Annotated in this window: 27 protein-coding genes and 2 tRNA genes; 11 read left to right on the forward strand and 18 right to left on the reverse strand. The window is 61.2% G+C overall.

Annotation, left to right across the window (positions count from 1 at the left end; translation table 11 throughout):
* The first annotated feature begins 1,608 nt into the window (after nucleotides 1-1,608).
* Together ACVWWD_RS23075 and ACVWWD_RS23080 are read left to right on the forward strand one after the other, a co-directional pair.
* On the forward strand, nucleotides 1,609-1,944 hold the full coding sequence (locus tag ACVWWD_RS23075) for a hypothetical protein (protein ID WP_352549744.1): 336 nt from the start codon (nucleotides 1,609-1,611) through the stop codon (nucleotides 1,942-1,944).
* 377 nt (nucleotides 1,945-2,321) lie between these two features.
* A complete protein-coding gene (locus tag ACVWWD_RS23080; protein WP_352549742.1) occupies nucleotides 2,322-3,461 on the forward strand; it encodes a hypothetical protein in 1,140 nt (379 codons plus the stop codon).
* A 64-nt stretch (nucleotides 3,462-3,525) separates the two neighbouring features.
* Here ACVWWD_RS23080 and ACVWWD_RS23085 read toward each other — a convergent pair.
* The 5 genes from ACVWWD_RS23085 to ACVWWD_RS23105 all read right to left on the reverse strand — a co-directional run bounded on the left by ACVWWD_RS23085 (nucleotide 3,526) and on the right by ACVWWD_RS23105 (nucleotide 6,452).
* Nucleotides 3,526-3,601 (reverse strand) — tRNA-Cys (locus ACVWWD_RS23085).
* Nucleotides 3,602-3,754: 153 nt separating this feature from the next.
* Nucleotides 3,755-4,108, reverse strand: a complete 354-nt coding sequence (locus tag ACVWWD_RS23090; RefSeq protein WP_245273761.1) for a TadE/TadG family type IV pilus assembly protein — start codon at nucleotides 4,106-4,108, stop codon at nucleotides 3,755-3,757.
* Between the two features lie 103 nt (nucleotides 4,109-4,211).
* Nucleotides 4,212-4,652, reverse strand: a complete 441-nt coding sequence (locus tag ACVWWD_RS23095) for a TadE/TadG family type IV pilus assembly protein (RefSeq protein ID WP_352549740.1) — start codon at nucleotides 4,650-4,652, stop codon at nucleotides 4,212-4,214.
* Between the two features lie 6 nt (nucleotides 4,653-4,658).
* The gene (locus ACVWWD_RS23100) at nucleotides 4,659-5,888 is read right to left on the reverse strand and encodes a pilus assembly protein TadG-related protein (protein WP_023769990.1); all 1,230 of its coding nucleotides are present in this window, start codon (nucleotides 5,886-5,888) and stop codon (nucleotides 4,659-4,661) included.
* 324 nt (nucleotides 5,889-6,212) lie between these two features.
* The gene (locus ACVWWD_RS23105) at nucleotides 6,213-6,452 is read right to left on the reverse strand and encodes an autotransporter outer membrane beta-barrel domain-containing protein (protein ID WP_352549801.1); all 240 of its coding nucleotides are present in this window, start codon (nucleotides 6,450-6,452) and stop codon (nucleotides 6,213-6,215) included.
* Here ACVWWD_RS23105 and ACVWWD_RS23110 point away from each other — a divergent pair.
* Nucleotides 6,440-6,640 (forward strand): hypothetical protein, encoded by a 201-nt coding sequence (locus ACVWWD_RS23110; protein WP_352549805.1) that lies wholly within the window; start codon nucleotides 6,440-6,442, stop codon nucleotides 6,638-6,640. The genes ACVWWD_RS23105 and ACVWWD_RS23110 overlap by 13 nt on opposite strands.
* Nucleotides 6,641-6,721: 81 nt before the next feature.
* Here the strand turns inward: ACVWWD_RS23110 and ACVWWD_RS23115 are convergent, their stop codons facing one another.
* The 3 genes from ACVWWD_RS23115 to ACVWWD_RS23125 all read right to left on the reverse strand — a co-directional run bounded on the left by ACVWWD_RS23115 (nucleotide 6,722) and on the right by ACVWWD_RS23125 (nucleotide 7,872).
* The gene (locus tag ACVWWD_RS23115) at nucleotides 6,722-6,985 is read right to left on the reverse strand and encodes a DUF6074 family protein (protein ID WP_023769988.1); all 264 of its coding nucleotides are present in this window, start codon (nucleotides 6,983-6,985) and stop codon (nucleotides 6,722-6,724) included.
* A gap of 168 nt (nucleotides 6,986-7,153) precedes the next feature.
* Complete coding sequence (locus ACVWWD_RS23120) at nucleotides 7,154-7,450, reverse strand: DUF982 domain-containing protein (protein WP_352549737.1); 297 nt, start codon at nucleotides 7,448-7,450, stop codon at nucleotides 7,154-7,156.
* A 182-nt stretch (nucleotides 7,451-7,632) separates the two neighbouring features.
* Nucleotides 7,633-7,872: a hypothetical protein gene (locus ACVWWD_RS23125; RefSeq protein WP_352549735.1), complete on the reverse strand. Its 240-nt coding sequence runs from the start codon at nucleotides 7,870-7,872 to the stop codon at nucleotides 7,633-7,635.
* A 736-nt stretch (nucleotides 7,873-8,608) separates the two neighbouring features.
* On the opposite strand from ACVWWD_RS23125, the gene map reads away from it, so the two are divergent.
* The gene (gene map / locus ACVWWD_RS23130; protein ID WP_023783196.1) at nucleotides 8,609-9,436 is read left to right on the forward strand and encodes a type I methionyl aminopeptidase; all 828 of its coding nucleotides are present in this window, start codon (nucleotides 8,609-8,611) and stop codon (nucleotides 9,434-9,436) included.
* 31 nt (nucleotides 9,437-9,467) lie between these two features.
* Here map and ACVWWD_RS23135 read toward each other — a convergent pair whose 3' ends face one another.
* Nucleotides 9,468-9,851: a hypothetical protein gene (locus ACVWWD_RS23135; protein ID WP_457103431.1), complete on the reverse strand. Its 384-nt coding sequence runs from the start codon at nucleotides 9,849-9,851 to the stop codon at nucleotides 9,468-9,470.
* Between the two features lie 187 nt (nucleotides 9,852-10,038).
* Between ACVWWD_RS23135 and radC the strand changes: the two genes are divergently transcribed.
* The gene (gene radC / locus ACVWWD_RS23140) at nucleotides 10,039-10,800 is read left to right on the forward strand and encodes a RadC family protein (RefSeq protein WP_352549729.1); all 762 of its coding nucleotides are present in this window, start codon (nucleotides 10,039-10,041) and stop codon (nucleotides 10,798-10,800) included.
* Between the two features lie 152 nt (nucleotides 10,801-10,952).
* Here the strand turns inward: radC and ACVWWD_RS23145 are convergent, their stop codons facing one another.
* Both ACVWWD_RS23145 and tig read right to left on the reverse strand, forming a co-directional pair.
* Nucleotides 10,953-11,453: a hypothetical protein gene (locus ACVWWD_RS23145; protein ID WP_352549727.1), complete on the reverse strand. Its 501-nt coding sequence runs from the start codon at nucleotides 11,451-11,453 to the stop codon at nucleotides 10,953-10,955.
* A gap of 173 nt (nucleotides 11,454-11,626) precedes the next feature.
* Nucleotides 11,627-13,111 carry a trigger factor gene (tig, locus tag ACVWWD_RS23150; RefSeq protein WP_352549725.1) on the reverse strand — a complete coding sequence of 495 codons (1,485 nt, stop codon included), beginning with the start codon at nucleotides 13,109-13,111 and terminating at the stop codon, nucleotides 11,627-11,629.
* Between the two features lie 360 nt (nucleotides 13,112-13,471).
* Between tig and ACVWWD_RS23155 the strand changes: the two genes are divergently transcribed.
* Nucleotides 13,472-13,554 (forward strand) — tRNA-Leu (locus ACVWWD_RS23155).
* 113 nt (nucleotides 13,555-13,667) lie between these two features.
* On the opposite strand, the gene ACVWWD_RS23160 is transcribed toward ACVWWD_RS23155, so the two are convergent.
* A complete protein-coding gene (locus ACVWWD_RS23160) occupies nucleotides 13,668-14,252 on the reverse strand; it encodes a GDYXXLXY domain-containing protein (protein WP_352549723.1) in 585 nt (194 codons plus the stop codon).
* Nucleotides 14,249-15,367 (reverse strand): DUF2157 domain-containing protein, encoded by a 1,119-nt coding sequence (locus tag ACVWWD_RS23165; protein WP_352549721.1) that lies wholly within the window; start codon nucleotides 15,365-15,367, stop codon nucleotides 14,249-14,251. The genes ACVWWD_RS23160 and ACVWWD_RS23165 overlap by 4 nt, the downstream gene beginning before the upstream one ends.
* 235 nt (nucleotides 15,368-15,602) lie before the next feature.
* Between ACVWWD_RS23165 and ACVWWD_RS23170 the strand changes: the two genes are divergently transcribed.
* The 4 genes from ACVWWD_RS23170 (at nucleotide 15,603) to ACVWWD_RS23185 (ending at nucleotide 18,274) form a co-directional block, all read left to right on the forward strand.
* Nucleotides 15,603-15,743: a DUF1127 domain-containing protein gene (locus ACVWWD_RS23170; RefSeq protein WP_013531315.1), complete on the forward strand. Its 141-nt coding sequence runs from the start codon at nucleotides 15,603-15,605 to the stop codon at nucleotides 15,741-15,743.
* Nucleotides 15,744-15,792: 49 nt separating this feature from the next.
* A complete protein-coding gene (locus tag ACVWWD_RS23175) occupies nucleotides 15,793-15,933 on the forward strand; it encodes a DUF1127 domain-containing protein (RefSeq protein WP_013895120.1) in 141 nt (46 codons plus the stop codon).
* A 569-nt stretch (nucleotides 15,934-16,502) separates the two neighbouring features.
* Nucleotides 16,503-17,915: a methylenetetrahydrofolate--tRNA-(uracil(54)-C(5))-methyltransferase (FADH(2)-oxidizing) TrmFO gene (gene trmFO / locus ACVWWD_RS23180; RefSeq protein WP_457103432.1), complete on the forward strand. Its 1,413-nt coding sequence runs from the start codon at nucleotides 16,503-16,505 to the stop codon at nucleotides 17,913-17,915.
* A 56-nt stretch (nucleotides 17,916-17,971) separates the two neighbouring features.
* Nucleotides 17,972-18,274, forward strand: coding sequence for a ribbon-helix-helix domain-containing protein (locus ACVWWD_RS23185; RefSeq protein ID WP_352553082.1), 303 nt, complete (start codon nucleotides 17,972-17,974; stop codon nucleotides 18,272-18,274).
* A 141-nt stretch (nucleotides 18,275-18,415) separates the two neighbouring features.
* On the opposite strand, the gene ACVWWD_RS23190 is transcribed toward ACVWWD_RS23185, so the two are convergent.
* From ACVWWD_RS23190 to yajC, 4 genes are read right to left on the reverse strand one after another with little or no spacing between them, the layout of a single operon-like run.
* Nucleotides 18,416-19,267: a phytoene/squalene synthase family protein gene (locus tag ACVWWD_RS23190; protein ID WP_031247612.1), complete on the reverse strand. Its 852-nt coding sequence runs from the start codon at nucleotides 19,265-19,267 to the stop codon at nucleotides 18,416-18,418.
* A 1-nt stretch (nucleotide 19,268) separates the two neighbouring features.
* Nucleotides 19,269-19,661 carry an Mth938-like domain-containing protein gene (locus tag ACVWWD_RS23195; protein ID WP_023769974.1) on the reverse strand — a complete coding sequence of 131 codons (393 nt, stop codon included), beginning with the start codon at nucleotides 19,659-19,661 and terminating at the stop codon, nucleotides 19,269-19,271.
* A gap of 27 nt (nucleotides 19,662-19,688) precedes the next feature.
* Nucleotides 19,689-22,238 carry a protein translocase subunit SecDF gene (gene secDF / locus ACVWWD_RS23200; protein WP_457103433.1) on the reverse strand — a complete coding sequence of 850 codons (2,550 nt, stop codon included), beginning with the start codon at nucleotides 22,236-22,238 and terminating at the stop codon, nucleotides 19,689-19,691.
* Between the two features lie 51 nt (nucleotides 22,239-22,289).
* Nucleotides 22,290-22,631, reverse strand: a complete 342-nt coding sequence (gene yajC, locus ACVWWD_RS23205) for a preprotein translocase subunit YajC (protein ID WP_010909882.1) — start codon at nucleotides 22,629-22,631, stop codon at nucleotides 22,290-22,292.
* Between the two features lie 289 nt (nucleotides 22,632-22,920).
* Between yajC and ACVWWD_RS23210 the strand changes: the two genes are divergently transcribed.
* Nucleotides 22,921-23,796, forward strand: a complete 876-nt coding sequence (locus tag ACVWWD_RS23210; RefSeq protein WP_352553084.1) for an ATP-binding protein — start codon at nucleotides 22,921-22,923, stop codon at nucleotides 23,794-23,796.
* A gap of 39 nt (nucleotides 23,797-23,835) precedes the next feature.
* Here ACVWWD_RS23210 and ACVWWD_RS23215 read toward each other — a convergent pair whose 3' ends face one another.
* Nucleotides 23,836-24,657, reverse strand: coding sequence for a helix-turn-helix transcriptional regulator (locus ACVWWD_RS23215; RefSeq protein ID WP_023769971.1), 822 nt, complete (start codon nucleotides 24,655-24,657; stop codon nucleotides 23,836-23,838).
* Between the last annotated feature and the right edge of the window lie 4 nt (nucleotides 24,658-24,661).

Raw genomic sequence — 24,661 nt, forward strand, 5'->3', positions numbered from 1 at the left:
TTCCGCCACATCACGTTCTTCAATGATCAGCACCGGCGCGCTTACCGGGACACCCATCTGAAACTGCCGATGCGAGAAATTCACACCTACTTCCCCGGACTACCGCAGCGATGCCGAATGGCAAGCGACCCTCGAAAAGACTAAACCGACGTGAGTTCCTGGTTTCTACCGCTGTGTTTCCTGCAGCTAGGATGATGATGTGGCCTGCGGAGCAGCCGTGCTCACGCCGCCCTTTTCCGGCAAACGTAAGCGTAGGTTCGCTTCCCGCCCCTTATTTCGGTGACACGCAGCCAGTCTTCCTCCTGGTGCCTCAATGTGACCCGCTGGCCGACGTGTAATTCTGCCGCCTTGAATGGCACCTGGGCCATCACGACCTGCGAAGACACAACCGACCCGCCGGCCATAATATCAACTCGATACTCCAACACTCACGCCCTCCCGATTGTTACCCAACCGCGATTCAATTAGTTCGAGCTAAAATAGTTCCGGAACATTTGGCATGGTCGGATGTTGCAGCCCGCATGATGAAGCTATCTGACCTTGGCCCTCCGATTCCCGGCAAACTGCATGGAGGGCAGCATATTGAGGAGCATCTTCACTTCTATAACTGCCCTAGATGTGGCCAGCGGGTCGACCAACGCGATCTGCGCCAAGTCTTCTGGCATGACCGGGCTGGTCATGAACCGCTGGAGCCGGAGCCTGAGGCGAAGGTGATCGAATTTCCAAGGCGGAAATAACAGAGTACAGGAGGTTAGGTCCCGGTGTCGCGCGGACCGGTACCCAACCTGAAAATCTCAAGCTTTTCGCTGTAAGACAGCCGTACCCTTTGACCGCATCGCTTACAGGTGAACGTCGTTACCGACTTGATCCAGGAGCCTTTCCTGACCAGTGGGGTTTTGCAGCCCGGACACTGAAAGGTCAGGTTTTTGTCGAGCAGTTGATTGGATAAAGCCATTCTGTCTTCTCCCACGACAAAATGGCGTTGCAAGACGAATGCCACAGCGGCGTGTGCTGGATCGACACAGTGGCGCTGCCGAGCATGCCCAGTTTGCCCAATGCTTATCCAGCCGCCGAAGGGCGGCCTGCGCGGATTTCAGGTTTTCGAATGAGCTCACGAACAGCCGCTCGCCTTGGGCACCGTACGCCTTTGGAGGCAGATAGTCCCGAGCGATCACATTGACGGCGTGACGAAATTCTGGCTTGTGGGCGCACGGCGGACCTGTAAGGTCGCCTGGCCGCACGGTAGCTCTCAGGCAATGCGTCGGCCTTCACTTCCGCTTGAACCGGTGCTGGATCGCTTTTCGAGAGCCGCCTGCAACCTTGCAGCGGCCAAGAGAATGCTGTCCGGGATCGGTTCTGGAGGATCGGCCTTTTCCATAAACGCCCCAACAAATGTTAATGCCGATTGTTCCGCACCGTACAATTGCAAAAGCCCGCCAGCCGGAGCCAGCGCGCTTGATTGTTGCACTAAATTGGTCAGACGTCGCTCGGGCCGGATACAGGGACGATCTGAGCCGAGATTGACGCAAGCTTCTCTCGCTTGATCAGCGCTGGTTTCTGATAGGTTTTCTTCGCAGTGGTGCTCACCCGTCTGTAATCGGGCCGGATATGATGACCAACAGGGCCACGATCCTTCAGCTAATCGCAGCGGTCATCACGATCTGCCTGATGGCCGTACTGCATGACTGGCTGGGCTGGTATCTGCACAGGTTGGACCCAAAATTCTTGCAGGGGTTGGCCGTTGGCATATGCCTAACAATCGTCATCGTCCTTATGGCGCTCTGGTACGATCATCGCAAATCAGTGGCGCTGACCAACGTGAGCAGCAGCGCACGCGCAACATTATCGATCTCTGAAGTCTGTAGCCGAGAGCCGGCATTGGCCGTCAGAAGCGCGCACCGCGCTGTTGTTGCTGGTCAAAGTCCGCGCGATATCGGCCCTTGACGCCTCCGTCTTCAGGCCTTTCAAGGCACCTATCACAGCATTCGTGCCCTTCAGTCCGCTGGCCCGAACCGCCCCTGTACGTCGGCGCACAATGGCGGGAGCAATTTCCTCAACATCTTTGTTTAATATGGACAATCGCGAACAACAGCGCGGACTGATTCTTGGGCATACCAGACTTTTTTCAGGCCTCGATCTCTCCTTCCCGATTCTACACAGCGAGTGCCCGGCAGATTTGGCAGGGCGGCACCGCATCGACAATTTGAGGATCACGGCGTCCGTTGCGGCCGATGCTCAAGCCCGTTGCGGTGACCGTTCGGATTCTCGATCTTGTCGAGCAAACGGGCCGGTGGTTAAATGGACCGTAAGGGAGCGCTCATATGGCAGTTCACCTTTCGGCGGATACACGCGCTCCTGCGGCAACGCCTCCAAAATATCTCTTTGGTCCGCTCACGGACTTTCTGATGCTTGGCGGCAGCGCATTCCTGATTTTGCCGGTGCTGTATTTCGTGCCGCTGAGATACGAAGGGCTCGTTGCGGCGACGATGCTTTTCCTGGCTTATCTGATCAACTATCCGCACTTCGCCCACTCCTACCAACTCTTCTACCGCAATTTTGGGCGGAAGCTACGCGGCGACGGATACGACAGGAACCTGCAGATCCGCTACATCTTCGCCGGCATCGTCGTTCCCCTGCTCATGGGCGCATTTTTCGCTTATGGCTCGATAACGGCTAACGCCCGGCTCTTGGGGAACGCAACCAACGCGATGTTCTTTTTCGTGGGTTGGCATTACGTCAAGCAAGGCTACGGCATGTTGATGGTTGATGCCGTTCTGAAGCGCCGGTTCTTCACCGATCCGGACAAGAAAATCCTGCTGGTCAACAGCTATGCCGTTTGGCTGTTCGCATGGCTTCAGACGAACACGGCGGTCAGCCAGGGAAAATATCTGGGGCTGGAATATTATACGTTTGCCACTCCTGCATGGCTCAATGCGATTGCACTCTCGGCCGCGGCCGCTTCCACGGCTGCCACCGTTGTGATGCTGATCAATCGCTGGACCAGGAATGGCGGCAGCCTGCCATATAACGGCATCATCGCCTACAGCGCGTCGCTTTATCTTTGGATTCTGATCGTAAGGATAAATCCGCTCTGGCTGCTCGTGGTGCCGGCGCTCCATTCCTTGCAGTACTTGGCGGTGGTCTGGCGCTACCAGAGCAATGTCGAGCGTGATGAGCGCGATGCCGAAAAAATTCCGCAATCCAGAATCCTGTCGATCCTTGGTCCGGCCTACAGAGTGCGGCTCCTGGAGTTCATCAGTGCTGGCCTCCTCCTCGGCGGTCTGGGTTTCTGGCTGATTCCGACCGCGCTGACTGCCATTGTCCCCTATGACCGGGAGGTCCTTGGATCGTCGCTGTTCTTCTTTATCGGGTTGATTTTCATCAACGTACACCACTACTTCCTCGATAACGTGATGTGGCGCCGCGGCAACCCCGAGGTGTCGAGATATCTGTTCCGTTAGAGCTTTTTGCACCCAAGCGGAACCGCTTGGCGTAATGCGGAATGGAACCAGCCGCATCGGAATTTGGAGGCCTCGCCTCGGAATCGAACCGAGGCTTCCGAGATTTGCAGTCTCTAGCGTAGCCGCTCCGCCACGAGGCCATACGTGCTTTCGTAAAGGGCAGACGTTTAAGGATTCTTGATAGCTTGGGTAAAAATTTCGGCAATCCCGCCCTGGCAAAAGAGTCCGTTACTGGGCGGGAATGGAACAGTTCCAAGACTCCTTCGCCGACATGGCAGGGATAGCCTACGTGTCTAACTGCCGACCAGCGGCACGGTAACCGTCGTCGCGTAGTTGATCGGGAAGACGTTGAAATAAGGAAAGTCTATGACGAAGGCATAGGTGGCGGTCAGATGCGCCATGCGAAAGCCGCCGCTCACGGGATCGATAGCGATGGTGACGTTGACATCCTTCAGGCCCAGGGCCTGCAGTTTCTGCGTCGCGATCGATTGCAGGGCGGCTTGGGACAACGTGTTCTGGAGTTGCAGCGAACGCGACGTCGTCTCCAGCGTATAGCGAACGCTGGAGACGGCGTTCATCGACCAACCAAAGGCAAAGATTCCGAACAACAGCATGACAAGGAACGGCGCTATGAGCGCGAATTCCAACCCGGCCCCGCCGGACCGATCCCACCTGAACGCGCTTGCTCCCGAGTTGCCTATCGACGCAATTCCGAAAGGAAACCCACCAGGCACCTTTCCTGCACTACCCCTAGCGGACACGGATCACCTCCAGGTGGCCGATGGTGCTGGAGGCGGAAAAGACGCCGAAGGTGACGGGCGGCTCCCAGGTGGCGGACGCCTGGATCTGAACAAAGACCGAGGGCGCCTTCGGCCCGCTGCACAAAGTGGACGCGTCGACAACGGTCGTCCCGCACATATAGATCCGACTTAGGGCGACCTGGCCGTCCGCCGGCCGCTTTTCCCAGCTCGCAATGGCAACGGCCTGGGTCGCCGTATCATTGGTCGACCCAGCCATGATCAGGTTCGCGGCGGTCTTCACGCCGGCGCGCATCGACAGCGAGCTGGTCACATAGGACCAACCGTCCAGGATACCAAGCAACGCCACGCACAGGAAAGGGAGCACTAGTGCGAACTCGACCGCGGCGACGCCGGCATCATCGCTCAGGATCGGCACGGATGGTCGTTCCATGGAAGGCTACTCGACCAGCGCTACGGATTGCGTGGCGGGAATGTCGCGCATTCCGAGACTTGTGCAGTCCTGATTGATGGTCGAGTTGCCGGACCATTGGATCATATCGGCGACAACCTGCGTGCATCCGTTCTGGCCAGAGAAATTGCCGAGATAATTGACCTGCTGCTTGGGAAAATAGAGCGCGCCCGTCAGCAGCGAGGTTGCCGTGCCGTTGAAGGTGCTCTGTCCGCCGGTGGCCGTTCTGTCGCCATACATCAGCACGCCCGAGTAGATGCCGGATGTCGCCGCGCTCAGATTGACCGTGGCGTTGCCATTCATCGACACACGCGATCCAGCGGCGAGGTAAATGAGTACGCCATTGCCGGCTATGTTGGCGTTGGCGTTCACTTTGAAATCGCCACCCTGGATGACATAAACGCCAGGCTGCAGCGTCACGCTGCCGCTCAAGCTCAGTCCATTGCAATATGTACCCGGTCCCAGCGCTGATTTGTTGGCATTCTGACAGGGGTTCGAGGCCGCCGGGGCCGGCAGGCCGGCAAATGGATCCGCGGCAGGCAGCGCCTGTGTGATCGGGGCCGCGCAAACGGTGGTGACGGGGTTGCTGAGGGAGATGCCGCCCGCCGTTATCAGGCAATCGGCCTGGAGACCCGCCGATCCCTGAAGCTTGATGGCATCCGAGGCGATCGAATTGGCCATCACCGAGCAGCCTGTGACCTTCACGCTGGTGTTGCCTGAAAAGAGGGCAGCCTGCGAGGCGGTCGGATCGAGCGCCAGCATGCAGGCCTTCGAAGCATTGGTGATCAGGGCCACCGCCCTCGCCTGTTCTGGAACCTGGGTCTGAGTGAAGATCAGAGTGAACATCCGATTGAGCTTTTGGCCGACGATCACTTCAACCGCTTTCTTGGCCGTGTTCGGTCCGGATGCGGGCGGCGTGTTGACAACGATGGTGCCCACGCCAAGCCCATTCGTCGCTGCCGACTGGGTCGCCGCCGCGACGATCGTCGGCGTGTCGGAACCCGAGATCTGCTCCAGCGCGCCGGCATAGGCCGCGGCATCCGCCGTGGCCTGCAGTCTCAAGCTATTATAGTACCAATAGGAGGTTTCCACACCAAAACCCGCCGCGCCGACAACGATCGGCAGGGTGAGGGCAAAGATGGTGGCGACGTTCGCGGCTCTGCTGCGACCTATGCCGGCCGCCGTCAGCCGTATCCGGGTGAAGCAGTTGAACACCATGATCAATTAGAAAGCACGCATATATGAACGAAAGGCTAAAAACTTAGGCTCATTTTCGATCAGGGGTGCCATTGTTTGATTGGCGGCCGCCGCCAAACTGGAAGAACGGGAAGCCAACGGCCGGCAGGCAGGAATGGTTTACCGTTGCCTGATGACAGACACCGCGAATGACATGCCCCGATGGGCACGAGACATTCCCTGGGCACAGTGTTCTTGTTTGCCCGTCTCGGCCATTTGTCCAAGACTCCGGCGCAAGGCCTGAATGGCATGCGCGTCAACAAGGGGATTGCACGAGCCTCTTCGCTTCTCCCGTACCGTTGCCTACTAGTTCACCTTGAAGCCGACATTGCCGCCATAGGTCTGCACGCCGTCGCCGAACTTGCCATCGAACGTGGCAAACATCCTGGTGTTGTTGCTCCAGTTCATCTTCAGGCCGGCGTTGACGGCGACCGCGTCCTCGGCTGCCGCGGCGCCCTGGACCACGAAGGAATAGCCCGGCGCTGCCTGGAAGCTCGGCCTGACGGAACGGTCAGGTTCGAACTCGTGGACCCATGCCGACCCCAGGCCTGCAGCGACTGGTCGCCGCCGATGGCGATCGTCGTGTCGAGTTGCAGGCCGAGGGAGACCGGCAGCGAGGTGACGACGCGGTGGTCGAAGCTCAAGCCGAGCGCGCCGGTGCCAAGCGACGTTTGCTGGCAGGCGTCGCCGGCGTGATCGTTCACCGCGCTGGATCATTACTGCTGCAGGTGTAGTGCTGCACGCCCGCACTTGGATCAGCGGGGGCAGCGCCTGTCCCGGTAAGCGATATCCGGCTGGATTGATCGTCAGCTTCTTCAGGCAGAAAGAACTGGCACGGACTCGCCGTTCGACTCAGCCAACAATTCTCTTTGCACTGCCAGGAAGAACCTGCGTACTTCGTCGCTGGCTGCCGTTCTGTCCCTGCCCGTCCCGACAACGAGATCGAGCAACTCCGTCGCTTTTGCCTTCCAGAACGAAGTGGCGGTCTCGCCATGCAGATTGCCGAGCTTGGCGGCAACTTCCCTGACCAAGAATAGCTGACGATCGATCGGGAACGCACGGACTTTTTCTGGGTACATCTTCCGAACCATGAAACTGACGCAACGAATCAACCATTGCCGAACAAGCAATGGCTAAACCCGAAGGTGGAAACGGAAGCTTAACGGTGACCGGCCGATACGTCGCGCACGCGAATTGTCATGTACTCTCGAAGCCGGACTGATTCACCCGGCCATTCGCTGCGGCCCTCAGGCCTCCAATGCTCTCGCCTCGCCGCCGCGCTTGCGCGGCACCATCATGTCGCCGGCCATCAGTCCGGTGACACGGCAGAACGCCATGAATGCCCGGAAGGCGTCTTCGGTCTCGACCACATCCACCGTGGCACCGAAGCAGGCGTTGAAGGCTTTCTGATACACTGGCCCCTGCCGGCGTGCCGGCCAATCCTGCAGAAAATCGAGCGCCTGCTCGACGCTGTAGATTTCCTCGACGGGCAAGCCAGGGCCTGGTGCGATGCGCACCGGCACCTCGAATTGCAATCTGTCCATTCGACATCTCCCGAACCGGCATCGCCCAAGCAACGCCGTTCGTGGTCAAAAGTTGCTTTGTCCGTTTTGTGCCACGGAAATGTGTCGTCACTGCGGAAAGCCGCCGCTTTGCTGCAGCGGGCAAAGGCCAAGCCTGCCCGCACCAGGCGGCCCGGCAGTGCTTTCCTTCGCCCCTGCAGCGATTACTGGTTTGCCGGATCGGTCTCCGCGTCGAAGGCCATGCGTACCGCCATCAGCAGAACGTAGGTCGACGGCAAGGCAAACAGCACGCCAAGGACGAGCGCTCCGGCTCCCGACAAATAGAGCGTTTCCGCGATTGCCCAATAAACGGTTCCGATGCCGATGAAAGCCTGGACGGAAAGAAATGAAGCAGCCGAGGCCGCGCCTGACAGGCTTTTGAATGTCTTGATACGCTGTTGCATTGCAATGATCCCAAAATGACGCGCTTCGCCACCAATGCGCGGCTCTCGGCCGCCGCACGGGTCCCGACGCGAATGGTTTGGAATGAAGGTGAACGTGCGGTCCCGGACCGCTCAGGGTCGTATGGACGGTGGCCGCACGCGGCTGGTTGGTGCTCACGCCAGGCGCGGAGACCGGCCCACGGCCGGCAACACACATCTCCCGCGACGTCGGGGCCAACCGACGGAAGACAGCCTGCGGAACCGACAGGGTCGGATGGCCGCCGGCGAACTTGGCGATCACCGGCCGGGCGCCGCGAACCTCCAGCGCCTGGGCCTTGCTGGTGACACGCAGCAGCGCTGCCACCTCCCCCGACCGTTCCAGGCCGATGCTGGCACCGCCTTGCGCACGATCCCAGGAAATGGGCGTGTGCGGCCGGCCGAGGCACAGCATCGCCAGCAGCACAAGGCCCATCAGACATGAGCAGGCTGGCGTCAGTGGCGCTTCAAGCGACTTGAAGCGCCTGGTCGCCGCGAACGGAAGCGATCTCCAAAACATTAACCCGCCCTAACGCACGATTGCCTCAAAGGAAAGCAACGCCGCGAAAAACGGGAAAAAGTATAGCCTCGGCAAGCGAATATCCGGGCGGCTGGGGCCGCATCAGGCAGTTCTTCCTTGAACCATTCGCCCCCAAGTGCCAAATCTGGTGGGATCCACGCGCCTGCACTCCTGCCGCGCGCCACCTTCAATATGGACAAAATGGTCACCTATCTCGACGCCGCCACGGCACCGCTCAGAAACACCGGCCAGATCCGCCTCTATGGCGAGGAAGGCTTTGCCGGCATGCGCAAGGCATGCGACCTCACCGCGCGCTGCCTGGACGAGCTGGTGCCAATGGTCGGTCCCGGCGTCACCACGGACACGATCGACCGTTTCGTCTTCGAGTTCGGCATGGACAACGGTGCGCTGCCGGCCACACTCAACTATCGCGGTTACACGAAATCCTCCTGCACCTCGATCAATCATGTCGTCTGTCACGGCATTCCCGACAACAAGCCGCTGAAGGATGGCGATATCGTCAACATCGACGTGACCTATATCCTCGATGGCTGGCACGGCGATTCCTCGCGCATGTATCCGGTCGGCACGATCAAGCGCGCCGCCGAACGCCTTCTCGAGGTCACCCATGAGTGCCTGATGCGCGGCATCGCCGCGGTCAGGCCGGGCGCGCGCACCGGCGCCATCGGCGCCGCCATCCAGACCTACGCCGAAGCGGAGCGCTGCTCCGTGGTGCGCGATTTCTGCGGCCACGGCGTCGGCCAGCTGTTCCATGACGCCCCCAACATCCTGCATTATGGCAGCGCCAATGAAGGTGTGGAAATGCGCGCCGGCATGATCTTTACCATCGAACCGATGATCAATCTTGGCCGGCCGCATGTGAAGGTGTTGTCGGATGGTTGGACGGCGGTGACGCGCGATCGCTCGCTGTCGGCGCAGTACGAGCACACGATCGGCGTGACCGACACCGGTTGCGAGATTTTCACGCTGTCGCCCAAAAAGCTCGACCGTCCGGGCTTGCCGGCTTAGGACGACGTGGCGAGGTTCTTTTTATAGCGGCCTATTCCCAGTGCTTGCGTGGCCGCCTGTCTTCATCCTCGTCCATATCTCGTAGCCAGCGCATTATTTCCTGGCAACTGCGCGGTCGGCCATCGCTGACCCTGCCATCGGTGCAGGGATCGTAGCGTTCGCGCGGGTAATTGTCGTGCCGTTCCCGATAACGATCCCGGCGGTCCAGTAGGCGCAAGAGCTCCCGGCAGCTATGCGGCTTGCCGTCGCTGTAACGCCCGTCCGTGCAGGGATCATCGTATTGGATGAAATGGATCGGGAGGTTCTGATGAGAGCGGCTACCGGCGGGTACGGCATCGATCACCGGGGCAGCCATTGCAGGACCGAAGCCTAGAAACAGTCCGACGTATAGCAGGATACGAACGAGGCTGGGCATCTTGGTTCTCCGATGCGGGCCATTAATGGCAATGCGGTGAGCTTGCGCGACCCCCATTGCCGCAACATTGCGTCGAGGTCGGAGGCTACTCATTCCTTGCCGCCGAAAAGACCTCGACCGCACCCTGCCCGCCGTCCTAGTATTTCGCGGGGATCAGCGATCATTGCTCGGGCTGGATGGGCGGCACATGGCGACACAAGGCGATGACGACGAACGGAGTTTCTTCTCCGAGGCGCCGGTGCGGCAAGCCACGAAGGCCAGACAGGCTCCTACCGAAAAGCCTCACTATCTCGGCCATCGCGATCGTCTGCGCGAGCGCTTTGCCTCGGCCGGCCCAGATGCCTTGCCCGATTATGAACTTCTGGAACTCCTGCTCTTCCGCCTGATCCCGCGCGCCGACACCAAACCGGTCGCGAAGGCGCTGCTGGCCCGCTTCGGCACGTTGGCCGAAGTGCTCGGCGCGCCCGTCGGCCTGTTGCAGGAGGTCAAGGGCATCGGACCGGCCGTGGCGATCGAGCTGAAGGTCGTCGCGGCGACCGCCCAGCGCATGGCGCGCGGCGAGATTCAGGGCCGCGAAATCCTCTCGTCGTGGCAGCAGCTTCTCGACTATTGCCGCTCGGCAATGGCGTTCGAGGCGCGCGAGCAGTTCCGCATCCTATTCCTCGACAAGAAGAACGCGCTGATATCAGATGAGGTGCAGCAGACAGGCACGGTCGACCACACGCCCGTCTATCCCAGGGAAGTGGTCAAGCGCGCGCTCGAACTGTCGGCTACCGCGATCATTCTGGTCCACAATCACCCCTCCGGCGACCCGACTCCGTCGCGTGCCGATATCGAGATGACGAAAGAGATCATCGACGCCGCCAAGCGGCTGGGCATTTCCGTGCATGACCACATCATAATCGGGCGCAAGGGCTATTCCAGCATGAAGGGCCTGCTGCTGATCTAGGTCTTGTATTCGCGAGACGGCAACGCCACGGCGCCGGTGTTTATCCTGGCCGGAATTTGAGTTCAATCGTTGAAAGAACGATGCTGATACCGCGCATTTCGCGGATCAATCTTCCAGCGGCGACAGCCCAAAAGATCGCCACTATTCTAAAATCAAGGCCGATCGGTCTTGCAGCTGCCGGCAATCTGGCTGACCGCCTCGTCGAAGCCGGCGAGGTCGAAATCGGCTTGGCCCCGCCCGGACAACAATCCGAAGCGCCATGACAGCAGCAGGCGGTTTGCCGGAACGAGGCGCTTGATGCCATCGGCGCCGTCGCGCATCAGCTGCCTGCCGCGCGTGCCGACGGACCAGCTCTCGTCGAATTTGCCGGCGCCGTCGATGGTAACCGACATGGTGATTTTCCGGCTGGCGGAGACCGCGTCATTCAATTGCAGCCATTCGGTCCAGGCCGGCTCCCCGTCAGCCCGGCAAGCGATGGTCAGCACCGGGCTGTAGCTCAGCGCGCCGCCTCCGGTGATGAGCTTGTTGGTGGCATAGACCGAGGCAGTGACAAGGCCGTCATTGGCGGTGTCAAAAAGCCAATTGTCCGTACCGGCCCCCGCAGCGCCGCAGGCCCAGGCAAGGAAAAGCACCGTGGCGGCAGCGCGCCTCATTCCCACGAACACCCCAACGACATCACCAATTACCTCTGGTCTTCCAACCAACCAGATAATGATCAAGGCTTCGTATCGCCACCGGTGCCATCAGGAAGGAATCCGATGTTGCAGTTTGGCAACGAAAAAGGCCGCCCAGAGGCGGCCTATCGGAATTCGCTGCAATGAGCGACCTATTCGGCGTCCTTGGCGGCCTTCTTTTTCGGCGCGGCCTTTTTCTTCGGCTCTTCCGCCTCGTCAGCGGCATCGCTTGCCTTGGCTTCGCCCTTCTTCGACGCGGCCTTCTTGGCCGGCTTCGCCTTGCCCTTGGTGTCGTCTTCCTCGTCGTCGGCCATCAGCTCTTCCTTGCTGACCTTGACGTCGGTGACCGAGATCTGTTCGAGCAGGTGGTCGACAACCTTCTCCTCGAACATCGGCGCCCTCAGCGCGTTGAGCGCCTCGGGATTGCTGCGGTAGAACTCGAAGGCTTCCTGCTGCTGGTTGGCCGGGAAGCGACGAACCTGCTCGAACAGGCCGCGCTGCAGTTCCTCGTCCGAAACCGTGACGCCCGCCTTCTCGCCGATCTCGGCCAGCACCAAGCCAAGGCGCACGCGGCGCTCGGCAAGGCGCATGTATTCGGCGCGCGCTTCTTCCTCGGTGGTCTCTTCGTCGGCGAAGGTGCGGCCAGCGGCTTCCAGGTCGCGGTTGACCTGCGCCCAGATGTTGTTGAACTCGGCTTCGACGAGCTTCGACGGCGCTTCGAACGAATAGGCCGCATCGAGCTGGTCGAGCAGCTGGCGCTTGACCTTCTGGCGCGTCATCGAGCCGAACTGGTTCTCGATCTGGCCGCGCACGATGTCACGCAAGCGCTCGAGCGATTCCAGGCCAAGGTTCTTGGCGGTCTCGTCGTTGATTTCGAGGTCGCCGGGCTTCGATACGTCCTTGACGGTTACCTCGAAGGTCGCTTCCTTGCCGGCCAGATGCGCCGCCTGGTAGTTTTCCGGGAAGGTCACCGTGACCTGCTTCTCGTCACCGGCCTTGGCGCCGATCAGTTGATCCTCGAAGCCCGGAATGAACTCCTTGGAACCCAGCACCAGCGGCTGGTCAGTGCCGGCGCCGCCAGCGAAAGCCTCGCCGTCGATCTTGCCGACATAGTCGATCGTGACGCGGTCGCCTTCGGCGGCCTTGCCGGTCTTCGGCTCGTAGCTGCGCGCCGATTCGGCGACGCGCTTGACCTGGTCGTCGATTTCCGAATCCGGCACGTCGAACACCTGGCGCGTCACCTTGATGTCGGAGAAATCCTTGATCTCGATCGCCGGAATGACCTCGTAGTTGAGGCGGAACTCGAAGTCGGCGCCGCCGGCCAGGATCTTCTCGGCTTCCTTCTCGTCCTCGGTCATGATGACCTCGGGCTGCATGGCGGCCTTTTCGCCGCGCCCGGTGATGATCGAGCGGGTCGAGTCGTTGAGGATCTCGTTGACCACTTCGGCCATGAACGACTTGCCATAGACCTTGCGCAGGTGCTGCACCGGCACCTTGCCCGGACGGAAGCCGTTGATGCGGACCTTGTTGCGGGCGTCCGACAGCCGCGCCATCAGCTTGGCTTCCATATCACCGGCCGGCACGGTGATCTTGATCTCGCGCTTGAGACCGGAATTGAGTGTTTCGGTGACCTGCATCGTAAAACCTTTGTTTTCACCAATGAGGCTGCCAAACGGCTCCCTGCCGTTCACAGCCTGCCGGTAATTCTTGCCGGGAATGGCTTTTGGTACGGAACCTGGCGATTTGACCGGAAATACGGCTCAAACTCTCCCAAACTGCGTTCCAAAATGTGAATAAGTTCTTGTTTTTCCTACTTCTTATCACATTTTGTAGAAGCGGATCGTCGCGTTCCGTCACATTTGACACGCCTTTTGTCACAGGCGAGCCGAATTTTCAACAGTCTTCGCGTTCAGGCGAATAACCAACATTTCGGCTCTGAGCCGACATCTTGTCTCCGACATTGACAGAATGATGGCTACATGGGATTGCCGGGCCACGCGGGTATGGCGGAACTGGTAGACGCACCAGATTTAGGTTCTGGCGAGAGATCGTGGGGGTTCGAGTCCCTCTACCCGCACCACCCTTCGCGCTTCGAGCGTCGGGTGGCAGGCCACCCGACGCTCGCTAGACGAAGGACTGTGCTCCGAAGCCTGGCGAAGGAGGACCGGCCTCGTTATCGCGCGTCCCACGACCCTAATAAAGCGGCTCCTCGAAAAGCGTCTTGTCGCCATCCATCAGCGCCTTGATCTGCGCCGTGCCGTCGGCGGCGAGCGCCAGCTTGATCCCGAACGGGCGCACCCGCATGTCGCTCTGGACCGCCATCCCCTCGCCTTCGGGCAGATAGAAGCGCTCGATGCCGTAATCCGGGGCGATCGTCATGCCTTCGCCGCGAAGGTCCCAACCTGCGGCGACATGGCCCGAAATGTCGGCTTCGTCCGCGGCGGCCGGCGTCGGCGCCGTGCCGAACCAGGCGGCGGTCGGCGTCCAGTAGCCGTCGGCGCCCTTCTTTAGCCGGACCACGATCGAGGTGTCGTCGCTGGACTGTTTGTCCGGCGCAATGTTGGCGATCATTTTCACCGGTATGCGCGAGATGTCATAGCCAAGGACGATATAGTCGCCGCGCAGTAAGTCGCGCGGATCGACTGGTTCGATCTTCAGCAGCACTTCCTTGCCGTTACGCAGGATCGCCGCCCGGCTGGCGATGATCCAACTGAGAAAACCGAGCTGGGCGAACGCCAGCACCAGCGCCGAGATGACAAGCCTCTTCCCGGTCATCATGCCGTGGCTCCCCCAATGGCAGGACCCTTCATGCGTTTTTCGACGCGGATGATGACGATAGCAAGCACCCCAAGCAGCAGCGCCGCGGCAAGGAAGAAGCCGGCGGTGTCTAGCATCGACTGAAGCGTCACGACATAAATCATGGCGAGTTCGAAGGCGAAGCCGAGATAGGCCAGCCAGCGCAGGCCACGGCTCTCACGGCCTGCGAACACGATTGCCGCGACGATACCAGCCAATGCGACGACCGAAGCGGTCGCGAAACCGCTGTTGTAGGTGCTCTCGTCAGCCAGTTCGAACTGGATGATGGCCAGGCCGGTGAGAAAGCCAAGCAGCGCGTGCAGGGGCAAACGGCCGCCAAGTTGCACGATCCTGTCGACCGGTTCCGGCGCAAGGACGGCAGCAGCGAAAAGCACGACAGAGACGATGACCAGAGGGATCGCCACTGGCAGGGTCGCGTGATCCATGGCCAACAGCACGAGATAGAAGAGCAGCGACAGGATGATCAGGTGCCTTGCCGACTGGCTGCGGGTCCAGAACGAAACGGCAAACAGCACCACCGCCATGACGACGAAGGCGTGCGGAAACTCGCTGCGGCTGTAATAGTCGAACCCTTTCAGGAACAGCCAGGCATCGGCGATACCGACCGCTGCCACGGTCAGCGCGTTGGAGCGCAGCGCCACCGCGGCCAACGCCGTTCCGGCGCCCCAGGTGACCAGGGCGGAAGCCTGGTCGCCGGACAAATGGTACATCTGCCCGATCAGGGCGATCGAACCGCCGAACGCGGCAGCAGCCACGATCCACAGGGCTTCGCCGATCGCCGCATGGTCGCGCGTCTTCAGCACCGCGCCGCCGACATAGCCGCCAAGGATAACCGCGAACAGCGCGGCCACCCGCGCCAGTCTTGGGATCGCTTCCCAATTGGCTGCGACGAAGATCAGGATCGCCGCGCCAAAGAGCAGGGCCGCCATCATCGCGAGGATCGAGCCAAAGCTGAGCGACCGGCGGGCGTTTGCGTCGACGTCACGGGTCAGGGAATCGGCTGTGGCGGCGTCGATCAGGCCTGCCTGCCGCCACCGCGCGATATCGGACTTTAGTCGTGATGAATAGCCCGCCATTCCCCTTCCTCCCCCAGCTGGTTTTTTTTCAGCCGATCAGGCCAAACCGTTGACGTTACGGCACTTTCTGATTCCGACTTCCTTGCGTCGGGTCGGTGAAGCCGCGTTAATGCTGCATTGCACAATTTGCATTGCTGCCATGCAGCTATAGCGCTTTTAAATCGATATGGGTCCCCCTACTTATGGTTCGTACACAAACGGAATGATCCGCAAGAAAGACGAAACGAGAACTACCATGAACCTGATCCGCAACTACCGCAACTGGCGCCGCTACCGGGACACCGTCTCCGAGCTGAGCCGCCTGAGCAACCGTGAACTGACCGACCTCGGCATTAGCCGCAGCGACATTCCTTACGTCGCTCGCAAGGCGGTCTAATTCTTCGGACCGCGAATGGTCCGAACAAGTTTCTGAAAAGAGAACGACAATGAACTTGATCCGCAACTATCGTAACTGGCGCGTTTATCGCGAGACGGTTACCGAGCTGGGTCGCCTTTCGAACCGCCAGCTGCATGATCTCGGTATCGTCCGCGACGAAATCAAGATCGTCGCCCGCCGGGCGATCTAACCAAGGAATTTCGCTGGGGTCGACCTCCTCCCCGACCCAGGCGAATACGGTCAGCCCTTACCTCCTCCCAAGGGTTGACCACCAAAACGGCGCCCGCCGCACCTCCTCCCGCGGCGGGCGTTGTTCCCCCCGGGCAAACGGATTTTGCCCCAGAGGTTTCGCCCTCTCTAAAAATGCGAAGAGAATTTCGTCTGAGCCGACCTCCTCCCCGGCGATGACGAATAGGCCCAACCTTCACCTCCTCCCGAAGGTTGGCCACCCAAACGGCGCCCGCCGCACCTCCTCCCGCGGCGGGCGCTGTTTCCCCGGGGCAAACGAATTTGCCCCAGAGGTTTCGCCCTCTCTAAAAATGCGGAGAGAATTTCGCCTGAGCCGACCTCCTCCCCGGCGATGGCGAATACGGTCGGCCTTCACCTCCTCCCGAGGGTCGACCCCCAAAACGACACCCGCCGGACCTCCTCCCCCGGCGGGTGTTGTTGTATTCAGGGGCAGATGTTCCCGACCCGGCGTTTCGCGTTACCGCCACGCGACAATTGCAATCGCGGCGGCAAGCGATTATTCCGGCGACCATGAGCAAAAATCCAATCCATATCATCGGCGGCGGCCTCGCCGGTTCCGAAGCGGCATGGCAGGCGGCCGAGGCCGGCGTTCCCGTCATCCTGCATGAAATGCGGCCGGTTCGCGGCACCGATGCCCACAAGACCGACGGCCTGGCCGAACTCGTCTGTTCCAATTCCTTCCGCTCCGACGACGCCGAAAACAACGCCGTCGGCCTGCTGCATGCCGAAATGCGGCTGGCCGGCTCGCTGATCATGAGCGCCGGCGACGCCAACCAGGTGCCGGCAGGCGGCGCGCTTGCCGTCGACCGCGATGGTTTTTCCGACGCGGTGACGAAAAAGCTCGAGGCACACCCGCTGATCACTATCGAGCGCGAGGAAGTTCCCGGCCTGCCGCCGGCGGAGTGGGACCAGACGATCATCGCCACCGGGCCGCTGACCGCGCCATCGCTTGCCCAGTCGATCGCCGAAGCGACCGGCGCCGATGCGCTCGCCTTCTTCGATGCCATCGCGCCGATCATCCATTTCGACACGATCGACATGGATACCTGCTGGTTCCAGTCGCGCTACGACAAGGTGGGGCCTGGCGGCACCGGCAAGGACTACATCAACTGTCCGATGGACAAGGATCAGTATCTCGCCTTCGTGCAGGCGCTGGTCGACGGCCAGAAGACCGAGTTCAAGCAATGGGAAGGCACGCCCTATTTCGACGGTTGCCTGCCGATCGAGATCATGGCCGAACGCGGCGCCGAGACGCTGCGCTACGGACCGATGAAGCCGATGGGCCTCACCAATGCGCACAATCCGACGGTGAAGGCCTATGCGGTCGTCCAGTTGCGGCAGGACAATGCGCTGGGCACGCTCTACAACATGGTCGGCTTCCAGACCAAGCTAAAGCATGCCGAACAGGTGCGCGTGTTCCGCACGATTCCGGGCCTCGAAAACGCCGACTTCGCGCGCCTGGGCGGCCTGCACCGCAACACCTACATCAATTCGCCGACCTTGCTCGACGGCTCGCTGCAGCTGAAGTCGCATCCCGGCCTACGCTTCGCCGGCCAGATCACCGGTTGCGAGGGTTACGTCGAAAGCGCCGCCATCGGCCTGCTCGCCGGGCGCTTCGCCGCCGCCGAGCGCCTTGGGCACACACCATCGCTGCCGCCGCTCACCACGGCCTTCGGCGCCCTGCTCAACCACATCACCGGCGGCCACATCGTCTCCGACGATGAACCGGGAAAGCGTTCCTTCCAGCCCATGAACGTCAATTTCGGCCTGTTCCCACCGGTGGAAGCGGTGAAGATCGAAGGCAAGCGCCTGCGCGGCAAGGACAAGACCGTTGCCAAGCGCCACGCCATCACCTCGCGTGCCCTGCAAGACTGCCGTGAATGGCTGGGCGTGCCGGCGCAAACGGCTGAGGCTGCCGAATAACCTCGCGGTTCTGATTGGAACGCTCGGTGTAAAGTATACACGAGCGGAGCCGTTCCATGGAAGCAGCCGAGAAACTATCCGTCACCGTCACACCCGCGATGGCACGCATGATCCGCGAACGAGTCGAGGACAGTTCGTTCGGCTCGGCCAGCGAGGTTATCCGCGCGGCTCTTCACGCTTTCCAACGCGAAGAAGAGGAACACGCCGAACGCATGGCCTCGATCAGGGCGCGTGTGAAGGCGTCGATCGAGGATACGAGACCCGTCATTCCACTCAATGAGGCAATCGACAGAGTTAAGCACCGCATTTCGCAACTGGCGCGAGACAATGATAAGTCAGCGTCTCGCCGTCGTTCTTAGTGAAGGAATATCCGAACCTGACCAGGTTGAAACCGAAGGTGAAGGCAATCACGGGCAAGCTCATGAACGGGATCTCCTCCGGGCCAGCCTGTCGTCTTCGGCGACAGTTCTCGGCAGGCGGACTTCCATCACGATTGACGTTTACGTCAATGTTGGCCAGCCCTTGCCCGCACGGCGCAACAGCAGCCAGTGCCGGCGCAACGCCGACAGCCGCGCCACGTCCCTGATCGGACCTTGGCGCGAGCCTTCCATCTTGTCGAGATAAGCGCGTGACAGCACCAGCGGCAGGAATGCCGGACGCAACGGCCCCGGCAGCGCGGCAGCACCCCGCTCGAAGGCGGAAAGATGTTCGCGCGCCAGCGAAATCATCGCGGCCACGGCGCGCTGCGCACCAGGGCCGCCATCGCCGGCAACGAATTCTTCCGGTGACGAGCCTGCCGCCGCCAGGATGTCAGCCGGCACAAAACACTGCCCGCGCCTGCGGTGCAGCGGCAACAGAAGCAAAAGGCCCGTCATTGCCTGCGCGCAGCCCGCCCTGCCCGCCAGTTCGGCGAACCTTGGCGCCTCGACAGGATCGAGCACCATTGCCGCAAGCTGGATCAGCGCGGCTGCCGTCTCGCCGCAATAGCCTTCCAGATCGGTGCGCGACGGCATCGGATCGTCGTAGAGGTCGAAGATGCGGGCTTCGAGCATGTTCTCGAAAGCTAATTTCGGCAGCTTGAACGCCGCAATGGTGGCGTTCAAGGCTTCGGCAGTGGGATGGCCCGCGCCCGTCTCGCCGCCGGCGGCGATGACATCGCGCCACCATTGCAGCCGCACTTCGCCGGGCAGCGGCTCGTGGATGCGGTCGCGAATGCCCGCGATCTCGGCATTGAAGGCGTACAGCGAAAACAGCGCGTCGCGCTTGTCGGCTGGCGCGTAGAGCGCGGTGAGATACCGATCATGATCGGCGACGCGCACCGCATCCATGACGATTTCAGTATTCTGCGACATATCAATCGACGGCGATGAGCGCGGCCGCCACGGCGCGGTTTTCGGCCAGAAGGACATTGTAGGTCCGCACTGCTGCCCCAGTCGACATCGGGTCGGACGCTATGCCGGCATCCTTCAGCGCCGCCCGCAGCACCGCCGGCAGCGGCCTGAGATCCCGCCCCATGCCAACCAGCAGGATCTCGACCTTGTCGGCCTCGGCGAGCAGCCTGTCGAAATCCGCCACCGTCAGCGCCAGCGGATTTGCCGGCTCCCAGCCATGGATGCCTGTGGGCAGGCACATGAGAGAGCCGCGATGCGACATGTCGGCAAAGCGGAAGCCGCCGTTGCCATAGGCCTCGATCGGCGCGCGGCCGGGGAAATGCGCCTCGCGGATGATGATGCCTTTGCCGCCCATCACTCTGCCACCCCTCGGGGCCGCGCGTCAGGTCGCGACGGCCTTGCCGCCGCTGACCGGCTTTTCCTCGTCGGCCGAAGCCTGCGGCCGCAGCTTGAACAGGATCAGCAACGGCGCCGCGATGAAGATCGACGAATACGTGCCGAACACGACGCCGAACAGCATCGCCAGCGTGAAGGAGCGGATCACTTCGCCGCCGAACAGCACCAGCGCCAGCAGCGCCAAGCTGGTCGTCACGGACGTCAGCGTCGTTCTCGACAACGTCTCGTTGATGGCGTTGTTCAACAGCTGCGGCAACGGCATTCGCTTGTATTTTCGCAGATCCTCGCGGACGCGGTCATAGACCACGATCGTGTCGTTCAGCGAATAACCGATAATGGTCAGGATCGCCGCCAGCGACGACTGGTTGAATTCGAGCCCGGTGATGACGAAGAAACCGAGCGTCATGACCACATCATGAACCGTCGCGACGATGGCGCCAACCGCGAACTGCCATTCGAAGCGGAACCAGACATAGATCAGGATGCCGGCCAGCGCGACGATCATGGCGATCGTGCCTTGCTTGGCCAACTCGCCGGAAACCGTCGGACCCACCACTTCGACGCGGCGGAAATTATACTGATCCTGCAGCTCGCCGCGCACCTTGTCGATCACGGTCTGCTCGGCATTTTCACCGGCATCCTGCGTGCCGACGCGGATCAACACGTCGTTGGGTGCACCGAACTGCTGCACCTGCACTTCGCCGATGTTCAGTTCCGTCAATCGGCTGCGGATGTCACCAATATTGGCATCGCCGCTCTTCGACTGCACCTCGATCAGGGAACCGCCCTTGAAGTCGATGCCGTAATTGATGCCGACGCTCATGAACAACACGACGGACAATATCGACAATGTGCTCGACAGCGCGAACGTCCACCGGCGGATACCCATGAACGGAATTTTCGTGCCGGGTGGAACGAAGGTCACCGGTGCGCGCGGCAGTTCCTTCGGACGTGCGCGGCGCAGCCAGATCGACACCAGCAGGCGGGTGAAGGTGAAAGCGGTGAAGACCGTGGTCAGGATGCCGATGGCATAGGTGATGGCAAAGCCCTTCACCGGTCCGGTACCGAGATAGAACAGCACCACCGTGGCAATCAGCGAGGTGACGTTGGAATCGACGATGGTCGCCAGCGCCTTCGAGAAGCCGGTGTCGATCGCCTGGATCACCGAGCGACCGGCGCGTCGCTCCTCGCGGATACGCTCGTAGATCAGCACGTTGGAATCGACCGCCATGCCTATGGTCAGCACGATACCGGCAATACCGGGCAAGGTCAGGGTCGCGCCGAGCAGCGACAGCAGTCCGACGATCATCGCCACGTGCACAGCCAGCGCGATATTGGCGAGGAAGCCGAGGAAACCGTAGGCGACGAACATGAATGCCACGACGAGGATCGAACCGATGATGCCGGCGACCTTGCCGGCATGGATCGAATCCTGGCCGAGGCCCGGACCCACGGTACGCTCTTCGATCACCGTCAATGTCGCGGGCAGCGCGCCGGCGCGCAGCAGCACGGCGAGGTCGTTGGCGCTTTGCGCGGTGAAATTACCGGAGATCTGGCCGGTGCCGCCAAGGATCGGTTCACGGATCTGCGGTGCCGATATCACCTGGTTGTCGAGGATGATGGCAAACAGCTTGCCGACATTCTGCGCGGTGGCCTGGCCGAAGCGGGCGGCACCCTTGGAATCGAAGCGGAACGAAACCACCGGCTCGTTGTTCTGCGAATTGTACGTCGCCTGTGCGTCGACGAGGTTTTCACCCGACACGATAACGCGGTTCTCGATCAGGTACGGAACCGGCGGATCGTCCTGGGAATAGAGCACCGACGAACCGGCTGGCGGGCGCGCCTTGAGCGCGTCCTGCACCGGCATCGACTGGTCGACCATCTGGAAGGTCAGCTTCGCGGTCTGGCCGAGAATTTCCTTAAGCCGCTGCGGATCCTGCAGGCCAGGCACCTGGACGAGGATGCGGTCCTCGCCTTGCCGCTGCACGATAGGCTCGGTCGTGCCGAGTTCGTTGACGCGGCGCTCGACCACCTCGATCGACTGCGCCAATGCGGTTGACGTACGGTATTTGATGCCGGCGTCGGTGACGGTGAACTTGAGCAGGCCCGGCTCGGAATCATCGAGCGCCATTTCCTGGATGGAACCGCCGGTGAACAAGCCAGCGGCGACAGGATCGGTCAAAGTCTTCAATGCCTTCTTGGCGGCATCGAGCTGGGCGGGATCGGTGATGCGGACCTGCAGGGTCTTGCCGCTGCCGGCAAGACCGGTATAGCCGATCTTGGCATCGCGCAGCAGTGTACGGATTTCGTCGCGCGTCGTCTCCAACCGATCCTTGATCAGATCGTTCTGGTTCATCTCCAGCAGGATATGCGAACCGCCCTGCAGGTCGAGGCCGAGCGTCATCTGCCGCTTCGGCACCCAACTGGGCAGCAGAGCCAGCGTGCTGGCGGGGAACAGGTTGGGCGCGGCGAGGATCACTGTGGCGGCCACGGCCAGCCAGATCAGGATCATCTTGAAGCGCGAGAAATAAAGCATAGGGCGTCGTCCGTCAGAGCGTGTCCGCGGATCGCTCCGCCTTGAATCTGGTTATTTCTTGGCGTTCTGGTTGGCCACCGGTTCGCCCTTGACGCGCACATCGGCGATCGTCGAGCGCAGCGCCGTTACCTTGGTGCCGCCGCCAAGATCGATCTCCAGCTCGTTGTCGTCGATCACCTTCGTCACCTTGCCGACAAAGCCGCCGCCGGTGACGACAGTGTCGCCGCGACGAACCGCCGCCAGCATCTCGCCGCGCTTCTTCAGCTGCGTGCGCTGCGGACGGATGATCAGAAAATACATGATCACGAAAATCAGGACAAACGGCAAAATGCTGATGAACATATCGGGAGAGGCGCCGCCGATGCCTTGGGCGTATGCCGGTGTCACGAACATCGAGGTACTCCTGAATTTTGAAAAACAGCCACCAAACGATCAAGCGAGATTTGGCGGCCCCTAGAAATTTGGCCGGAATATAGTCGGTAAAGTTGTCAATGCAACTGCGCGGCCAGGCAAATCGGCTGCTTTTCCGGCCTGTTTAGCCGTGTTAGAGCAGGATCGCGAAAACCGCGAGCCGGTTTTCGGAAAAGATCACGCTCGAACAAATGGTTGCAGCCGGTTTCGCAACCGCCGAAATCGAACCGGGTCCACCTGCCGCCCCAAAAACCGAAGCAAAAGACCTGACATGACCGACACCAGCATCGACGCCCTGAACCAGAAACTCGACCGCCTGATCGAGGCGGTCAGCCGCCTCGCGCCGCCGCCGGTGCCTGAAACCGACCTCAACGTGGCCGACTGCTTCGTCTGGCAGGCCGATCCCGGTTATCTGGAGCCGGTGCGCAAGGTCAACCGCGTCGATATCGGCCTGATCCGCGGTGTCGACCGCGTCCGCGACATCCTCGTCGACAACACCGAGCGCTTCGCCGCCGGTTTCGCCGCCAACAACGTCCTGTTGTGGGGTGCGCGCGGCATGGGCAAATCGTCGCTGGTCAAGGCCGTACACGCGCGGGTAAATGCCAAGGCCAAGCCCGGCCTGCCGCTCAAGCTGATAGAAATCCACCGCGAGGACATCGACACGCTGCCGAAGCTGATGGGCCTGCTGAAGGCGGCCCCCTTCCGCGTCATCCTGTTTTGCGACGATCTGTCCTTTGACCATGACGATACGTCCTACAAGTCGCTGAAGGCAGCGCTTGAAGGCGGCGTCGAGGGCCGTCCGGCCAACGTCATCTTCTACGCGACCTCGAACCGCCGCCACCTGTTGCCGCGCGACATGATCGACAATGAGCGCTCGACCGCCATCAACCCGTCGGAAGCGGTCGAGGAAAAGGTCTCGCTATCCGACCGCTTCGGCCTGTGGCTCGGCTTCCACAAGTGCTCGCAGGACGAATATCTCGACATGGTCAACGGCTATGCCAGCCACCATGGCCTCGACATCGACCCCGAGCGGTTGCGCGCCGAAGCGCTGGAATGGGCAACCACACGCGGCAGCCGCTCGGGCCGCGTCGCCTGGCAGTTCACCCAGGATCTAGCCGGCAGGCTCGGCAAGCCATTGAAGGATTGAGCCATTGGATCGCGTCGCCATCCCGATCGACCGGCAACGTCATTTGGGCGGCGGCGTCGGTCGCAAATCGCGCGGCGTTTGACCGATCTCGCGGCGCATCCAATGCGCCAGGTGTGACTGGTGCGCGAAGCCTGTCATTTCAGCTACTTCGCTTGTGCTGAGGTCGCCTCGCCGCAGCAGAACGCGTGCGCGCTCAACGCGACGCCGTAACACATACCGGTGTAGGGTGACGCCCGTCGCCACTTTGAACCATGTCCGCAAATGCGAGCTGCTCGCGCCGGCAACTCGGCTTAGACGATGAATCGAAAGCGGCTCGTGAAGAGCCGCCTCGATGTGCTCCAGCACGCGTTTGAGCTGGGTATCCGACAAACGGTTCGTTCGACCGATATCAGGTTCACCAAGGCCGAGCAGCCTCACCGCCAGTGCGGCGCCAATGCTGTCGGCAAACAAGGGGCCGCTCGGCGAATCTGCATTCAGTTCGCTCTCGAGCGCCCGGGCGAGATGTTCGATGCGCTGGTCGCGAAGCAGGTGGCGCGTGTCGAGCCGCAATGCTTGGCCCTTGCCACCAAGCTCCGCCACCACCCTTTCCATCAGCGCTGGTTGCAACGCAATTTCGATCGTGTCGAACGGGGTTTCGGCCTCGAAGCCGCCCTCCTGGCCGGCTGGTACCAAGTCGATATCCCCGGCGCGCCTGACGAAATATCGCCCAACCTGATTGCAGTAGGAGCGTGTCGCCGCGCTGGCATGCACCATGATGCGATGGTGTGGCGCCCGGGACAGGCGGTGGACTCCGGCTTCGATATGCCGGGAGGCCATTGTTACGTCGGACACGGCTTGAGCCGGAGCGTATTGCGACCGCATGCTC

The sequence above is a fragment of the Mesorhizobium sp. URHB0026 genome (assembly GCF_054059755.1).

Bases quoted from the DNA above. Each gene is read 5' to 3' on its own strand.
- ACVWWD_RS23075 (WP_352549744.1), top strand. From the start codon at position 1,609: ATGATGACCAACAGGGCCACGATCCTTCAGCTAATCGCAGCGGTCATC.
- ACVWWD_RS23080 (WP_352549742.1), top strand. From the start codon at position 2,322: ATGGCAGTTCACCTTTCGGCGGATACACGCGCTCCTGCGGCAACGCCT.
- ACVWWD_RS23095 (WP_352549740.1), bottom strand. From the start codon at position 4,652: ATGGAACGACCATCCGTGCCGATCCTGAGCGATGATGCCGGCGTCGCC.
- ACVWWD_RS23100 (WP_023769990.1), bottom strand. From the start codon at position 5,888: ATGGTGTTCAACTGCTTCACCCGGATACGGCTGACGGCGGCCGGCATA.
- ACVWWD_RS23110 (WP_352549805.1), top strand. From the start codon at position 6,440: ATGCCGACCCCAGGCCTGCAGCGACTGGTCGCCGCCGATGGCGATCGT.
- ACVWWD_RS23115 (WP_023769988.1), bottom strand. From the start codon at position 6,985: ATGTACCCAGAAAAAGTCCGTGCGTTCCCGATCGATCGTCAGCTATTC.
- ACVWWD_RS23120 (WP_352549737.1), bottom strand. From the start codon at position 7,450: ATGGACAGATTGCAATTCGAGGTGCCGGTGCGCATCGCACCAGGCCCT.
- ACVWWD_RS23125 (WP_352549735.1), bottom strand. From the start codon at position 7,872: ATGCAACAGCGTATCAAGACATTCAAAAGCCTGTCAGGCGCGGCCTCG.
- map (WP_023783196.1), top strand. From the start codon at position 8,609: ATGGTCACCTATCTCGACGCCGCCACGGCACCGCTCAGAAACACCGGC.
- ACVWWD_RS23135 (WP_457103431.1), bottom strand. From the start codon at position 9,851: ATGCCCAGCCTCGTTCGTATCCTGCTATACGTCGGACTGTTTCTAGGC.
- radC (WP_352549729.1), top strand. From the start codon at position 10,039: ATGGCGACACAAGGCGATGACGACGAACGGAGTTTCTTCTCCGAGGCG.
- ACVWWD_RS23145 (WP_352549727.1), bottom strand. From the start codon at position 11,453: ATGAGGCGCGCTGCCGCCACGGTGCTTTTCCTTGCCTGGGCCTGCGGC.
- tig (WP_352549725.1), bottom strand. From the start codon at position 13,111: ATGCAGGTCACCGAAACACTCAATTCCGGTCTCAAGCGCGAGATCAAG.
- ACVWWD_RS23160 (WP_352549723.1), bottom strand. From the start codon at position 14,252: ATGATGACCGGGAAGAGGCTTGTCATCTCGGCGCTGGTGCTGGCGTTC.
- ACVWWD_RS23165 (WP_352549721.1), bottom strand. From the start codon at position 15,367: ATGGCGGGCTATTCATCACGACTAAAGTCCGATATCGCGCGGTGGCGG.
- ACVWWD_RS23170 (WP_013531315.1), top strand. From the start codon at position 15,603: ATGAACCTGATCCGCAACTACCGCAACTGGCGCCGCTACCGGGACACC.
- ACVWWD_RS23175 (WP_013895120.1), top strand. From the start codon at position 15,793: ATGAACTTGATCCGCAACTATCGTAACTGGCGCGTTTATCGCGAGACG.
- trmFO (WP_457103432.1), top strand. From the start codon at position 16,503: ATGAGCAAAAATCCAATCCATATCATCGGCGGCGGCCTCGCCGGTTCC.
- ACVWWD_RS23185 (WP_352553082.1), top strand. From the start codon at position 17,972: ATGGAAGCAGCCGAGAAACTATCCGTCACCGTCACACCCGCGATGGCA.
- ACVWWD_RS23190 (WP_031247612.1), bottom strand. From the start codon at position 19,267: ATGTCGCAGAATACTGAAATCGTCATGGATGCGGTGCGCGTCGCCGAT.
- ACVWWD_RS23195 (WP_023769974.1), bottom strand. From the start codon at position 19,661: ATGGGCGGCAAAGGCATCATCATCCGCGAGGCGCATTTCCCCGGCCGC.
- secDF (WP_457103433.1), bottom strand. From the start codon at position 22,238: ATGCTTTATTTCTCGCGCTTCAAGATGATCCTGATCTGGCTGGCCGTG.
- yajC (WP_010909882.1), bottom strand. From the start codon at position 22,631: ATGTTCGTGACACCGGCATACGCCCAAGGCATCGGCGGCGCCTCTCCC.
- ACVWWD_RS23210 (WP_352553084.1), top strand. From the start codon at position 22,921: ATGACCGACACCAGCATCGACGCCCTGAACCAGAAACTCGACCGCCTG.
- ACVWWD_RS23215 (WP_023769971.1), bottom strand. From the start codon at position 24,657: ATGCGGTCGCAATACGCTCCGGCTCAAGCCGTGTCCGACGTAACAATG.